The organism is Neobacillus sp. MER 74 (genome assembly GCF_023714155.1).
Map to the genome: position 1 here is coordinate 111407 of NZ_JAMAUV010000008.1, position 14643 is coordinate 126049.

Below are 14643 nucleotides of genomic sequence, written 5' to 3' on the forward strand. Positions count from 1 at the left end.
CTTTATGATATACTTGAAAAAGAAAGCCTTGCACTGGGAGGAATCAAACATGCCATTAACAGACCGTGAAGCAATGGTCTTGAATGAAATACAGGAATGGGAAAGAAATTTATTTGAATTCGAGCCGAATGATTTCCAATTAACCTATGAAAAATTTCTGCAGCAATCATTCTCATTATTGCCTGAAAAGGTTCAAAGCCAATTCTTTTCAGTGATCGATAGCTGGCTGTTTCATTTACATAGCATGATCCAAGGTTCTCAGCTGCAAATGGATGCAAAGGAGAGAATTCTTTCATCGGGGCGAATCTTTTATAAGGATCTAGAAAAAATTGCAGATCTAAAAAATTTAAGCATTGAACAATTACAATATATTGCTGAGCAGCAAATTGCCCGTCATCGGTTTTATTCCTTTGCTCAAGGGGGGTTAGCTGGGACTGGTGGTCCACTGCTATTAAGCACAGATATACCAGCGATAGCAGTAATTAATTTAAGGGTTGTCCAATTAATAGCGATGACTTACGGGGTGGAAGTGAATACCCCATTTGAAATGATGACCTCTCTGAAGGTCTTTCACACGGCTACATTACCTCCAAGACTGCAAAGAGCAGGCTGGACCTCGCTGATGGAAGAATTAGAGGCGCAGGAAGACTATTATTTTTATGAAGGAAATGAAGAAATAACTGATATCACCTGGCTTGAACAACCGGTTCAACAACTTATGAAAGCGCTGGTCATTTCACTGTTCAGAAAAAAAACGATTCAAGGAATACCGCTTGTCAGCATGGCCATTGGTGCTAGTGCAAATTATCAGTTAACTAGAAAAGTAACGGATGTGGCTCATAAATATTATCAACTACGTTACCTACGAGAAAAAGAGGAGTTAATGGGATGAGTACTCAAGAACATAAAAAGGCCGCACCTAGAAAAGTTAATTGCAAAGTTATAACAGTTAGTGATACAAGAACAAAGGAAACAGATAAAAGTGGAAAGTTAATGATGGAATTGCTTGAACATGCAGGACACAAGATTGTTGATTACGTCATTGTAAAAGATGAAGCTGAGCCCATCCAAGATGAAATCGTAAAAGGATGTGCAATGGAAGAAATTGATGTCATTTTAACAAATGGCGGAACGGGGATTGCCAAGCGGGACGTAACGATTGAAACGGTAGAAAAATTACTTGATAAAGAGATTGTCGGTTTTGGTGAAATATTCCGGATGTTGAGTTTTCAAGAAGATATTGGTTCGGCAGCTATTCTTTCTAGGGCTATTGCTGGTGTGGTAAAAAATAAAGCAGTATTCTCTACCCCTGGCTCCACAGGTGCCGTGAAGCTCGCCATGAATAAATTAATTCTGCCTGAACTAGGGCATGTAGTTAGCGAGATACAAAAAGACCTCTAAATAGAGAAAACTCCCTTTTTCGATGGAAAGGGAGTTTTCTATTGATGGGCTTTTGTTGAAAGCACTTCGTTTGCTCGGTACCATAGCCATAAATCATTAATAATGGAAGCGAGTTCTGCGATTTCCGTGTTCAGTTGACATGAACGTGGAAAATTACTTTCATTGGAGAGAAGTGTTTGTTTCAAATTAATTTCAGTTTCAAGTTCACTAATCCGGTCAGGGATCGAACCGCGGACTTGTTCCCAGTAAAAGAGAATCTTTTGTTGTGTTTCCTCGTTGTATTGGTCCCATTCCAAAGTTAATTCGGGTACTGGAATACCAAGACGATGATCAAAAGAAAAATATTCTTCCATACGATTGCCTCCAATCCGACTGACTACTTTTTATTTTACTATAGATTTACCACCCATTCACTACAAATCTATGTTTAATATTTGTGGGCTGTGTTAAACTTGTCTGTTGATCTCCGTTCCAGGCACTTCGCTTTCCGCGGGCGTGCCGGGGAGCCTCCTCGGCGCTTTTAGCGCCTGCGGGGTCTCCCCTGACCCGTACTCCCGCAGGAGTCTTCGTGCCTTCCACTCCTATCAACAGAGTACAAAAACAACAGTAATCTTTACCTCAGTATATTTGTAAAGAAAGCACGAAGCTTAAAATCAGCTGCGTGCTTTCGACTCTTAGGCGATATCTTTTTCTGTGCGAATTACGAGTACGTCACAATGTGCATAACGAGTAATATGTTCAGAAACGCTGCCGATAATAAACCTCTCGACAACATTTAATCCAGTTGCACCGCAGATAATCAAATCCACTTCGTGTTTTTTAGCTAAATCTCTTGGGATACGTATTTTTGGAGAACCATAATCAATTTCATATTGCACTTTAGTTAGGCCCGCATCCTCGGCTTGCTTGCGGTAATTTTCAAGCATATCTTTTGCAGCCTTTTCCGCTCGATCTCCAACGACCGTGTCATAAGCCTCAATTAATGCAAATGTTCTAGTGTCAATAACGTGGACTAATAATAGGGTGGCATCATTTCTCTTGGCTATTTCAATCCCTTTTTTAAAAGCCCAATCAGCTTCTTTTGAACCATCAATAGCGACTAAAATATTTCTATATTTAAGTCCCATGATTAATCATCTCCTTACTTAAATTATACATTATTTAACAAGGAATAACTGTTGCAACTTTTCGAACAATATAGAGGTAACCTCAATGGAAAGGAGAATTGAATGATGGGTAAAAATGAACAAAACAAAAAGTTTTTGTTTGAGTTTAATGAGCATGGTGCCAATGAAGTTAGCCAGCTAATTTTGGACTCATATAACAGTGGATTTATTGGCGAAGGTACAGCGATTGCTGATAGTGATGATTTTGCAGGAACCGAGAATTAATGTAATGTCGTACGGACTGTCCTTATAGGGGATAGTTCTTTTTTTATGGACAAATGTCTTGGAATTTTCGAAATCAAGGGCAAATACCCAAGAATATGCATTTACTTATGCATATTCTTTAGTGTGTCTATTAATAAAAATGAGGAGGAGAAACATGAGCACAGAAATGTATGGAATGCCTAACAACATTGACGTGAACTATAATGTGATGGATCCTAACGATGAAAGGATTCGTCCAGGGTTTGGACATTTTGGTGGTTTCCATGGAGGTTTCGGCCGCCCGGGATTTGGTTTCGGTTTTGGCCGCCCGGGATTTGGATTTGGTTTTGGCCGCCCAGGATTTGGTTTTGGCTTTGGGGTCCCATTCTTAACTGGTTTAGCAGCAGGTGCTTTATTAACTCCAGGTTGGGGATACGGGTATCCTTACTACCCGCCATACCCATACCCATATTATCCTTGGTATTATTAAAAAAAGGGCTTTGCCATTTGGCAAAGCTTTTGCTTTAGTTATTGTCGAAATCTAATGTTCCTTCGTTAATGTTACGAAGTTACATCTTCCTTTGGAAAAAGGTTATAATTAAATTGTCTTGGTTAATTTTACTAATTTGAATTTATTTGGAGGTAAGTACATGCGGATCGGAGTACCTAAAGAAATCAAAAATAATGAAAACCGTGTAGCCATGACACCAGCCGGAGTAATCAACCTGGTTAAATTTGGTCATGAGGTTTTTATTGAAAATGGAGCTGGGCTTGGATCTGGTTTTTTAAATGAGGATTATGAATCAGCAGGTGCAAAACTTGTAGATTCAGCAGAAGAAGCATGGTCCATGGAAATGGTGATGAAGGTGAAAGAACCGCTTCCAAGCGAATATAAATACTTTCGTGAAGGATTAATATTATTTACATATTTACATCTTGCACCTGAACCAGAATTAACGAAGGCGTTAATTGATCAAAAAGTAATAGGTATCGCCTATGAAACGGTGCAGCTGCCAAATAGAAGCTTACCATTGTTAACGCCGATGAGTGAGGTAGCTGGCAGAATGGCACCACAAATAGGTGCCCAATTCCTTGAAAAAGTCCATGGGGGGATGGGAATTCTTTTATCTGGTGTCCCGGGGGTCCAAAGAGGAACTGTTACCATTATCGGCGGAGGTGTGGCCGGAACGAATGCGGCTAAAATGGCGATTGGATTAGGAGCTAAAGTGACTATTATTGATTTAAATCCAGATCGTCTTCGTCAATTAGATGATATTTTTGGCTCAGATGTGACGACCCTTATGTCCAATCCTTATAATCTCGCTGAAGCAGTGAAGGATTCGGAATTGGTGATTGGTGCCGTTCTTATTCCTGGAGCAAAAGCCCCGAAACTCGTAACGGAAGCAATGATTCAATCGATGAAACCAGGCAGTGTTGTTGTGGATATTGCGATCGATCAGGGAGGGATTTTTGAAACCACTGACCGGATTACCACGCACGATAATCCAACCTATGTGAAGCATGATGTTGTGCATTACGCTGTTGCAAACATGCCGGGGGCGGTCCCAAGAACTTCTACCATTGCCTTAACAAATGTAACGGTCCCTTATGCCGTGCAAATTGCCAACAAAGGATACAAACAAGCTTGTCTCAGCAATGAAGCATTGTTAAAAGGAATCAACACACTGGGCGGCTACGTAACCTATCAAGCAGTCGCAGAAGCACACGGGCTGGAATTCTTAGATACAAAAACTCTACTTGAAAAATAATAACCTTACAAGGGAGGAGGGACAGGATGTTCCTCTTCTTTTTTATAAAATAAAAACCAGCTCCTAAAAGGAACTGGTTTAAAATACATACTATGTAGCCGCATTTGCCGTATTAATATAAGAAAGTTTTAAACCACCACTCCTCAAAGTGGGTGTTCTCAGAAACCCTTCCTGCATGTCCTCCAAGTCTTATAGACAGAGGCTTGTCATTCCAGCTCCAATGGTTAAACTCCCTTTTACAGCTTAAAGGTTAAAACTTTATTATGACTACGAACAACGCAGCTTGTATTAGTATAATATATCAATTCTGCTTAAATTTCAATGTAAAAAAATTACAAATGAAATTATTTTATGATCTGCAAGTCTTTAGGGAACTTCGTAAGAACTTTTGCCCCGTCTCCAGAAATATATATGTCATCTTCTATCCGAACACCGGCCACATTTGGTACATAGATACCTGGCTCGATCGTGTAGATCATACCTTCCTCAATAATGAGTGGGTTTGTTTCTGTCAATGATGGATACTCGTGGACGCTAATTCCGAGCCCGTGACCGAGTCTATGTGGAAAATATTCTCCATAGCCCGCATCAGAAATAATTCGACGGGCAGTCAGGTCTACTTCTGCAGCTGTTACTCCTGGCTTGCTTACTTCAATTGCAGCCAGCTGAGCTTTTAATACAGTGTCATAGATGTCTTTTTGCTTGTCATCAATGTCCCCGTAAGCCACAGTTCTAGTGATATCTGAACAATACCTATCAACAACCACACCCAAATCAAATAAGACAAGATCTCCTTTTTGAATTTTCGTCTCTCCTGGATTTCCATGTGGAGAAGCGGCATTAGCTCCGGTAAGAACCATGGTTGAAAACGACATTTCGGTAACGCCCTTTTGTTTTAAGGCGTACTCTAAAGCATTTAGTATTTCCAGCTCTGTTTTGCCTTCCTTAATTTCACTAGCCCCGAATTCAACGGCGAAATCAGCAAGAGCACATGCTTCTTCAATAATTTTTAATTCCTTGGCGTCTTTAATCATTCGAAGCATGCGCAATTTTTCTTCAGCAGAAACAAAGGCTGCTTGTGGGAATAATTTTGAGAGGTGTTCATAGCGTTCTACATTCATATGTTCTTTTTCAATGGCTGCTTTTGATACACTCTTTATTCTATTATTAATAGAATTTAAAATCATTTCCCATGGGTTTTCGATATCACTATAACCTAGAATTTCATGGTCCCAGCCTGAACGTTTGGCATCGGGCACTTCCATTGCAGGGCAGACAAGGAATGGCTCTTCCGTTTGAAAGACTGCAAGTGCGAGCAGCCGTTCATGTGGATTGGTGTAATATCCGCTTAAATAAAATACATTCTCTGAAGAGGTTAGAAAACTAACTTCTATATCGTTTTCCCTCATCCATGATTGAAGTTTAGTTAATCGTTGATTCATGTTAACTCCCCCTATGTAATTCATATCCTATTTGAGAGTATCAATTAAAACATGAAAAGTAAACTTTCGATACATTTAGGTCTACCTGCTTAATTTCGATAATCTAGGATTATACTAGAGATTATGGAAGGAATTCCATTCATTGTATGGAAATAAGTAAAGGAAGAAAATGAGGGGAGCGAATGTGATGAAAATATCATATCACGGACATTCAGTAGTTCAAATTCAAACAAATGGAAAAAATATTATAATTGACCCATTTATTAATGGGAATCAATTAACAGACTTGAAAGTGGATGAAACAAGCCCTGATGTCATTATCTTATCACATGGACACAACGACCATGTCGGGGATACGGTCGAGTTAGCAAAGAAAAATAATGCTCTTGTTGTGGCCAACCATGAACTTTCCACTTACCTAAGCTGGCAGGGAGTGAACACCCATGGCATGCATATTGGCGGAGCCCATCAATTTGAGTTCGGCAAAGTTAAATTAACGCAAGCTTTTCACGGTTCAAGCTATACAACGGAAAATAATGAAATCATTTATTGTGGCATGCCTGCCGGGATTTTATTTATGAATGAGGGAAAAACCATTTATCACGCTGGAGATACCGGATTATTTTCAGATATGAAACTAATTGGTGACCGCCATCCGATTGACGTTGCGTTCCTGCCAATAGGTGATAATTTTACCATGGGTCCTGAAGATGCAGCATATGCTGCAAAACTGCTAAGAGCTAAAACAGTTGTACCAATTCATTTTAATACATTCCCGCCAATTAAACAGGATCCTTTCAAGTTTATAGAAATGCTGGAAGATAAAAAAGGAAAAGTACTCCAACCCGGCGAAGCAATTGAATTTTAAATGTTCTAGGTAATTTACATACTTTTTTCGCTCCCCTATGCATAAATATGGAACAAGCAGTCTTTATAGGGGAGGAAATGAAGATGAAAAAGAACAGATATTTACTTTGCCTGTTACTCTGTGGCTTCTTGCTTTATTATGGAGTCCCGCGCATATCCATTTATGCCGATGGTGCCGAAGGGATATTTTCAGTAGCCTGGCTTGCATTTGCGTTAATGGTCATTGCCGGAAATCTAACTGGTTTGCTTTATAGTCCAAAAAGGCAAGGTCAAAAACCTCATGTCGAGCGACGAGTAAAGAGGAAATCCAGATCCTTTCATTGATAATTAACGGCAATGTGAGAATCCGCATTGAATCAAGGCTTTTAACACTCTATAATAAAATTTATACGTAATCCGGATTATTCGTAACTGAATGATTGGAATTTGACTATAAAAAGGGTGAAGGTCTTGGCCACAAAGCATGAACAAATTTTACAATATATAGATGGACTCCCAATTGGGGAAAAAATATCTGTCAGGCAAATTGCTAAGGCGATGACTGTGAGTGAAGGTACTGCCTACCGCGCGATTAAGGAAGCGGAAAATAAAGGATATGTTAGTACCATCGAACGTGTTGGAACGATTAGAATCGAACGGAAGAAGAAAGAAAACATTGAAAAGCTGACTTTTGCAGAAGTAGTAAATATTGTTGATGGACAGGTGTTAGGCGGAAGAACAGGGTTGCACAAAACATTAAGTAAGTTTGTGATTGGTGCGATGAAATTAGAAGCCATGATGCGCTATACGGAAGCTGGAAACCTGTTGATTGTTGGAAATCGAACGCAGGCACATGAACTAGCCTTAAAAGCAGGAGCCGCTGTACTCATTACCGGTGGATTCGACGCGGAAGAACATATTAAGAAACTAGCAGATAAACTCGAAATACCGGTGATCTCAACTAGCTATGATACGTTTACGGTTGCAACAATGATTAACCGGGCGATTTATGACCAATTGATTAAAAAAGAAATAATACTGGTTGAGGATATTCTAACGCCTCTTGTCGATACTTTTTATCTCAAAACCACGGATAAGGTGTCCAGATGGCACGAATTTAATCAACAAACTGCTCACAGTCGCTATCCTGTTGTCGATCAGAACATGAAAATACAAGGGATGGTTACAAGCAAAGATATTTTAGGTCAAGGTATGGATACTACTATCGATAAGATTATGACCAAACACCCAATGTCTGTTAATGGGAAAACAAGTGTGGCCTCAACTGCGCATACAATGGTCTGGGAAGGAATTGAAGTTCTTCCTGTTACGGATGATGCTAACCGGCTAGAGGGGATCATCAGCAGGCAGGACGTATTAAAGGCCTTACAAATGAACCAACGGCAGCCACAGGTGGGAGAAACCATTGATGATATCGTTACCAACCAAATGGTATTAATTCAGGGTAAAGCTAAAGGAGAAGAGGTTTACTCTTGTGAAGTAACACCACAAATGACTAATCATCTGGGAACCATTTCATATGGCGTTTTTACTACCATCGTCTCCGATGCTGCCAATCGAGTGTTACGATCCTATAAAAAAGGTGACCTTGTTGTTGAAAATATGACCATTTACTTTATTAAACCAGTTCAGATGGAAAGTACATTAGAAATTTATCCAAAAGTACTTGAAGTAGGGCGCAAATTTGGAAAAGTGGATGTTGAGGTTTTCAATGAAGGCGTATTAGTCGGGAAAGCGATGATGATGTGTCAACTGCTAGATCGAAGTTAGAAAGAAAAGCGGAAGCTACTTGGCACTGGATCTAGATAGTTATCGAAATAAACAAAGCCGCTTCATAAGAGAAGCGGCTTCAGACTTTTTATTTTTGTAATTCAAAATTCTTTGCTTCCTCGATTGCGAAAGGAAGGTAATGCTTGTATTTTTTGTAACCAATCCAGCTGAATATGGCTCCATAAACAATAAAAACTGCGGCAACAATATACATAACCGTTGTTTCGGAAATAAATAACATGTGATTAATTCCGAATAAAGAAACAAAAAGCCCTAATGCAATATTTGATTTAGCCGCAAGCCATTTCTTTTCTACTAAACGGTTGCTTCTGATGTATTTTGTTTTATAAAATAGGTAGAAAGCAAAGAGTATAGCAATTAATATAACAAGTACAAACATATTATTTCCTCCAAGCATAGAAAATCTTCTATTATTGTACCTGTAAAAACAAAAAAAGACCACCATGGTTTATGAGTTGGTAAAGGAGAAGCGCCCATGATTGAGCAAATATTAGCAGAGATTGAAAAATATGAAACCATAATAATTCACCGTCACGTCCGTCCAGACCCGGATGCATATGGTTCACAAGGCGGCTTGGCAGCTATTTTACAAGAATCCTTTCCGGATAAAAAGATTTATGCTGTTGGTCTAGAAGAACCAACTCTTCATTACATGCGCAGGCTGGATGTGATTGAAGATGAAGTTTACAATGGGGCATTAGTAATCGTTTGTGATACTGCAAATGAGGAAAGAATTTGTGACAAACGCTACACACTTGGTGATAAATTAATAAAAATTGATCACCACCCAAATGAAGACCAATATGGTGATTTACTATGGGTGGATACAAGTGCCAGCTCATGCAGCGAAATGATTTATGAATTTTATCTAAAGGGACAAGCCAAAGGGCTAAAAATGAACGATTCAGCAGCTAGACTTCTATACGCTGGTATAGTCGGCGATACGGGCAGATTTCTATTCCCGAGTACAACAGAAAAAACGCTGGGCTATGCTGGAGAATTGATCCATTATAATTTTTCTCGTACCGAGTTATTTGACAAGATGTATGAATTAGATCTCAATATCGTTAAATTAAACGGATATATACTTCAAAATTTTGAACTTCAGGAAAACGGTGTTGCATCCGTTAAATTAACAAAAGAACTTCTCAAAGAATACAATGCAAAGCCAGCAGAAGCATCACTGCTTGTCGGAATATTAGGGAATGTAAAAGGGATTAAGGCATGGGTATTCTTTATTGAGGAAGACGAGCAAATAAGAGTTCGGCTGCGTTCCAAAGGCCCAGTTATTAATGTAGTTGCAAGAAAGTTCAAAGGAGGAGGACATCCACTAGCTTCCGGAGCCTCCATCTATTCGTGGAACGAAGTAGACGATGTATTAAAAGCACTTGGTGAAGTATGTGAAAACTATTCTTTAAGCAAATAGAAAAAATCGGCCCTCGTAGTAGAAGGGGCCGATTTCTTGTTATTCAAACTGAATCTCTAGTTGAATGGAAAGGTTGGTATAAAAAACCATTTCTTTAACCTTGAGTTTATATCTTTTATCATTTATTTTTACGGGCTTATTTTCAATAATCTTTTTCAGAAGGTCCTTACTTTTATAGACGGTTTCAATATCTTTTGCTAGCATCATACTAATATCATCTTTCACTGAGTCTTCTGTCTCTAAAACACTTAATGAATCAAGTTTATACTTTTCCCAGTTTGTAATTCGAATATTGATTTTCTGTACCGTCAGTTGTTCGATGTTCCGTTTGTTGATTTCTTTATATTCTTCTTGCCAAATTTTTTTCTCCTCGTTTAAGTCCACAATCTCCTGGGCTTGTTTCCGAATTAATTCGGTGTTTTCTTCTTGCCAGACTCCGTAAATATATAAAAAAATGCACCAGCTTATAGCGCCCCCGACGGCCATTCCTGCAAAAAAACGCTGCCAGGCAGGTTTTCGATATAATGGCGGAATTCTCATGATGAGATATGCTCCTGTGTTAACCAATTAATGATAAGGGCACCAGTCTGGGCACCACCTAAGGCAGAGAGGATTAATAAAAACTGTTTAAAAAGATCCTTTGTATCGGCGTTAAATAAACCTCTTTCAAATGTATAAACCGCGTCGAACGTCCCGCCTATAGCGGATACAATGGCCCAGATTCTTAGCGCTGAAGATAAGCGATAAACAGTTGTCAGCGGCGGCTGCCCGGTTAGGAATGAAGCAATTCCCCCTATAAGTGATCCGCCGAGTACGACTCCCAAGGCAATAAAGTAGCTTTCAATAAAAGCAGGAAAAAAACCAATCTCTTTCATCATGTCAACCGCCTCTACACATAGTCAATACCCAATACTCATGTATATGGACAAACTAATAGAAATATGTTTTTTAAAATGGATAGGATTAGGCTTAACGTCCATTTTTTGGAACCCTGTTGATTTCCACTCCAGGCTCCCCGGACCGCCCGCGGAAAGCGAAGCGCCTGGAGTGGAAATCAACAGGCAAATTTACCAGAGCATAAAATGAGAACATATTTTCCTTTTTGGCAATTAAGTTTTATAATAGAGGGAGAGATTTTTGAATTAAGGGGGTGACAATATGTCTTTTATTCACCTGCATGTATATAGTGCCTATAGTTTATTATCAAGTACGGCATCAGTCCCGGATTTAATAAAAAATGCACAGTCAAAAGGATTTTCTGCCATTGCTTTAACGGACAGGAATGTCATGTACGGAACCATTGAATTTTATAAATTGTGCCAAAAAAATAATATGAAACCTATTATTGGATTAACAGTGGATGTGGAAAGTGAGTACACCTCTAATGAATCCTTTCCACTAGTCTTACTCGCTGAAAATGATTCTGGTTATAGAAATCTTTTAAAGATATCTAGTACCGTTCAAACCAAAACGGATCATGGAATCCCTTTGAAATGGCTGAAACATTATTCAGATGGTCTCATTGCGCTTACTCCTGGTCTCGAAGGAGAAATTGAGCAGTTGCTCATTAATGGCGACGAGGAAAGGGCTAAAGAACTAATTAGAAAACTAGATTCCATTTTTGGCAAGAATAACTTTTTCCTAGCAATTCAAAATCATCAACTCGAACAAGAAACAAAAATGAGAAATATGCTTACTAGTTTGTCCAAAGAAATGAATGTCCCGATTGCAGCCACAAATCAGGTCCATTATTTAGAAAAAGAAGATATGTTTGCCCATGAGTGTTTGTTAGCCATAAAAAATGGTGATAAATTGCAAGATGACCACAGAGAAACGTTAGAAAACGATCAGTTCTATTTAAAAACTGCAAGTGAAATGGTTGATTGTTTTTCAGATTTCCCCGATGCATTAGAAAACACAATCCGAATTGCTAACAGATGTCAATTTAACATTGAGTTAAATAAAACCTACTTGCCTGCATTTCCAACAGAAAAAGGGATTCCTGCTGAGGACTACCTTGAAATGTTGTGCAAACAGGGATTAAGTGAACGTTTTTCCTCGCCTGCGCAGGAATATTTTGAACGGTTGTCCTATGAATTAGCGGTCATTAAACGGATGAAGTTTAGCAATTATTTTTTAATTGTGTGGGATTTTATGAAATACGCACGTGAGAATGGGATTTTAACTGGACCTGGGAGGGGTTCAGCAGCGGGTTCATTGGTGGCCTATGTTTTATACATTACAGATGTGGATCCACTGAAGCATAATCTACTTTTTGAGAGGTTCTTAAATCCTGAACGAATTTCTATGCCGGATATAGATATTGATTTTCCAGACCATCGCCGTGATGAAGTGATTAACTATGTTGCTGGAAAATACGGTGAACTGCATGTCGCACAGATCGTTACCTTTGGAACGCTTGCAGCCAAGGCAGTACTTAGAGATATTGGCAAGGTATTCGGGTTAAATTCCAAGGAGCTTGAACATGTATCAAGGATGATCCCGTCACGATTAGGAATTGACCTTAAAGGTGCCTATAAAGAATCAGAAGCCCTAAGAAAGTTTATTAATGAAAGTCCTATGAATAAACGCCTATTTGAAACGGCTTTAAAACTAGAAGGACTGCCGCGTCATACTTCCACACATGCAGCTGGTGTAGTTATAAGTGAGAAGCCGCTCATTGATTTAATCCCCATTCAACGAGGGTCTAACCATGTTTTTCTAACACAATTTTCAATGGAACATCTGGAGGAAATCGGCCTCCTAAAAATGGACTTTCTAGGCTTGCGGAACCTTACATTGATTGATTCAATTGTATCCTCAATCACACGTAAAACAGGTAAGAAAATAAATATAGGTTCGATACCATTAGATGACACATTGACTTTTACCCTATTAGCCAAAGGTGAAACAACGGGTGTATTTCAGCTGGAGTCAGAAGGAATGCGCAAGGTTTTAACACGTCTAAAGCCTTCCCGATTTGAAGATATTGTTGCAGTCAATGCTTTATACCGCCCAGGACCAATGGAAAATATCCCGCTCTTTATTGATAGGAAACACGGTATTCAAAAAGTTGACTATCCACACCCTGATTTACGGCCAATCCTTGAGAATACATATGGTGTTATTGTCTACCAAGAACAAATTATCCAAATAGCTTCAAAAATGGCTGGATTCTCACTTGGTGAAGCCGATTTATTAAGACGGGCAGTTGGAAAAAAGAAAAAGGATATTCTTGATCAAGAGCGCAGCCATTTTGTTCAAGGAGCCCTAAAAAAAGGGTATGAACATACCTTAGCTAATGATATTTATGATTTAATCGTTCGCTTTGCTAACTATGGATTTAATCGAAGTCATGCTGTTGCCTATAGTATGATCGCCTATCAATTAGCATATTTAAAAGCAAATTATCCGGTTTATTTTATGGCTGGTCTGCTTACCTCGGCAATAGGAAACGACACGAAAATAGCACAATACGTGATGGAGACGAAACAAAAAGAAATCACAGTCCTGCCGCCATCCATCAACTATAGCGGGTACTCCTTTCAAGTGGAACAAGAGGGAATCCGTTTCAGCCTGGCAGCGATAAAAAGTGTGGGGGCTGCTGCCTTAAAAGAAATCTTTCAGGCCAGGAAAAAGAAAAAGTTTGTTGACTTATTTGATTTTTGTATTCGGGTATCTACTAAAGCCATCAATCGAAAGACGCTCGAGTTCCTGGTTCACTCTGGCTGCTTCGACGAATTTGGTGAAGATCGTGCTGTATTGCTTGCTAGTTTAGATGTGGCGATGGAACATGCACAAATATTTAAACCGGCTGACAATAACCAATTTGATTTGTTTGAAGATGAATTCATGCCAAAGCCGAAATACCTGCAAGTGGATCCAATCAGCCAGGAGAATAAGCTGACATTTGAAAAAGAGGCCCTTGGTTTTTATCTTTCTGACCATCCGGTATCTATTTACGAAGAGCAGCTGAAACGAAGTGGTGCACAATCCTTATTTGGAATAACTCATAAGAACCAGCGGGTCGCTACTGGAGTATATATCACCTCAATGAAATCAATTCGCACCAAAAAAGGTGATTCAATGGCCTTTTTAACGATCAGTGATTCAAGCGGTGAAATGGAAGCCATCGCCTTTCCTAATGTATACAAGAAATATTCGCACCTATTAGGACATGGGAAGTTTACATTGCTCGAGGGGAAAATCGAAGAACGTGATGGGAAACAGCAATTTATCATTCAACACGTTTTTCATATAGAAGAGTGGCTAAAAACAAAAACAAGTAAACAATCAGTATTATATTTGAAAATAATAGAGGAAAAACAAGATGACAAATTACTTTTCCAAATTCACCAGCTCATTAAAGAAAACCAAGGAACTGCATCCGTCATTTTACACTATGAAAAAAGCCGCAAAACAATAAAGTTAGGTGAAGAAAATAATATCAATCCAACCTTTGAATTATTGCAATTATTAAGAGGGATGCTTGGCCCGAAAAATGTCGTCCTGAAGGAATAATTCTTTACAACTATCACAGATATGTTATAGTGATAATGAGACAAGTGTGGTCTGAC

General features: G+C 39.0%; 16 protein-coding genes and 1 other RNA gene. 10 read left to right on the plus strand and 7 right to left on the minus strand.

Translation table 11 applies throughout. The features are described 5' to 3' along the window. Positions 1-49 precede the first annotated feature (49 nt). Positions 50-892, plus strand: coding sequence for an EcsC family protein (locus M3610_RS15250; protein ID WP_251460226.1), 843 nt, complete (start codon positions 50-52; stop codon positions 890-892). Then, complete coding sequence (locus M3610_RS15255; protein ID WP_251460228.1) at positions 889-1401, plus strand: MogA/MoaB family molybdenum cofactor biosynthesis protein; 513 nt, start codon at positions 889-891, stop codon at positions 1399-1401. Before M3610_RS15250 ends, M3610_RS15255 begins: the two co-directional genes overlap by 4 nt. 38 nt (positions 1402-1439) lie before the next feature. Here the strand turns inward: M3610_RS15255 and M3610_RS15260 are convergent, their stop codons facing one another. Both M3610_RS15260 and M3610_RS15265 read right to left on the minus strand, forming a co-directional pair. Then, complete coding sequence (locus tag M3610_RS15260; RefSeq protein ID WP_251460230.1) at positions 1440-1754, minus strand: hypothetical protein; 315 nt, start codon at positions 1752-1754, stop codon at positions 1440-1442. Positions 1755-2075: 321 nt separating this feature from the next. Then, positions 2076-2528: a universal stress protein gene (locus M3610_RS15265; RefSeq protein ID WP_251460232.1), complete on the minus strand. Its 453-nt coding sequence runs from the start codon at positions 2526-2528 to the stop codon at positions 2076-2078. Positions 2529-2630: 102 nt separating this feature from the next. Here M3610_RS15265 and M3610_RS15270 point away from each other — a divergent pair, with 102 nt between their 5' ends. The 3 genes from M3610_RS15270 to ald all read left to right on the plus strand — a co-directional run bounded on the left by M3610_RS15270 (position 2631) and on the right by ald (position 4540). Then, the gene (locus tag M3610_RS15270) at positions 2631-2792 is read left to right on the plus strand and encodes a hypothetical protein (protein ID WP_180230122.1); all 162 of its coding nucleotides are present in this window, start codon (positions 2631-2633) and stop codon (positions 2790-2792) included. A 208-nt stretch (positions 2793-3000) separates the two neighbouring features. Beyond that, complete coding sequence (locus M3610_RS15275) at positions 3001-3261, plus strand: hypothetical protein (protein ID WP_251460432.1); 261 nt, start codon at positions 3001-3003, stop codon at positions 3259-3261. Between the two features lie 160 nt (positions 3262-3421). Continuing rightward, positions 3422-4540, plus strand: a complete 1119-nt coding sequence (gene ald / locus M3610_RS15280) for an alanine dehydrogenase (protein WP_251460234.1) — start codon at positions 3422-3424, stop codon at positions 4538-4540. Between the two features lie 91 nt (positions 4541-4631). Here ald and ssrS read toward each other — a convergent pair. Next, positions 4632-4828: non-coding RNA, 6S RNA (ssrS, locus tag M3610_RS15285), on the minus strand. 56 nt (positions 4829-4884) lie between these two features. Next, positions 4885-5982 (minus strand): M24 family metallopeptidase, encoded by a 1098-nt coding sequence (locus tag M3610_RS15290; RefSeq protein ID WP_251460236.1) that lies wholly within the window; start codon positions 5980-5982, stop codon positions 4885-4887. Positions 5983-6169: 187 nt separating this feature from the next. Between M3610_RS15290 and M3610_RS15295 the strand changes: the two genes are divergently transcribed. The 3 genes from M3610_RS15295 (at position 6170) to M3610_RS15305 (ending at position 8619) form a co-directional block, all read left to right on the plus strand. Next, on the plus strand, positions 6170-6850 hold the full coding sequence (locus tag M3610_RS15295) for a metal-dependent hydrolase (protein ID WP_251460238.1): 681 nt from the start codon (positions 6170-6172) through the stop codon (positions 6848-6850). A gap of 83 nt (positions 6851-6933) precedes the next feature. After that, complete coding sequence (locus M3610_RS15300; protein ID WP_098574430.1) at positions 6934-7173, plus strand: hypothetical protein; 240 nt, start codon at positions 6934-6936, stop codon at positions 7171-7173. A 126-nt stretch (positions 7174-7299) separates the two neighbouring features. After that, the gene (locus tag M3610_RS15305; protein ID WP_098574427.1) at positions 7300-8619 is read left to right on the plus strand and encodes a CBS domain-containing protein; all 1320 of its coding nucleotides are present in this window, start codon (positions 7300-7302) and stop codon (positions 8617-8619) included. An 88-nt stretch (positions 8620-8707) separates the two neighbouring features. Here M3610_RS15305 and M3610_RS15310 read toward each other — a convergent pair whose 3' ends face one another. Then, positions 8708-9019: a YtpI family protein gene (locus M3610_RS15310; RefSeq protein WP_098574424.1), complete on the minus strand. Its 312-nt coding sequence runs from the start codon at positions 9017-9019 to the stop codon at positions 8708-8710. Positions 9020-9115: 96 nt separating this feature from the next. Between M3610_RS15310 and M3610_RS15315 the strand changes: the two genes are divergently transcribed. Next, positions 9116-10066: a DHH family phosphoesterase gene (locus tag M3610_RS15315; protein WP_251460240.1), complete on the plus strand. Its 951-nt coding sequence runs from the start codon at positions 9116-9118 to the stop codon at positions 10064-10066. A gap of 39 nt (positions 10067-10105) precedes the next feature. Here M3610_RS15315 and ytrI read toward each other — a convergent pair whose 3' ends face one another. Beyond that, on the minus strand, positions 10106-10606 hold the full coding sequence (ytrI, locus tag M3610_RS15320) for a sporulation membrane protein YtrI (RefSeq protein ID WP_098574418.1): 501 nt from the start codon (positions 10604-10606) through the stop codon (positions 10106-10108). After that, a complete protein-coding gene (gene ytrH / locus M3610_RS15325; RefSeq protein ID WP_180230121.1) occupies positions 10603-10944 on the minus strand; it encodes a sporulation membrane protein YtrH in 342 nt (113 codons plus the stop codon). The genes ytrI and ytrH overlap by 4 nt, the downstream gene beginning before the upstream one ends. A 280-nt stretch (positions 10945-11224) precedes the next feature. Between ytrH and dnaE the strand changes: the two genes are divergently transcribed. Then, entirely contained in the window at positions 11225-14587 is a 3363-nt protein-coding gene (gene dnaE / locus M3610_RS15330) for a DNA polymerase III subunit alpha (protein ID WP_251460242.1), read from the plus strand. The last annotated feature ends 56 nt before the right edge of the window (positions 14588-14643 follow it).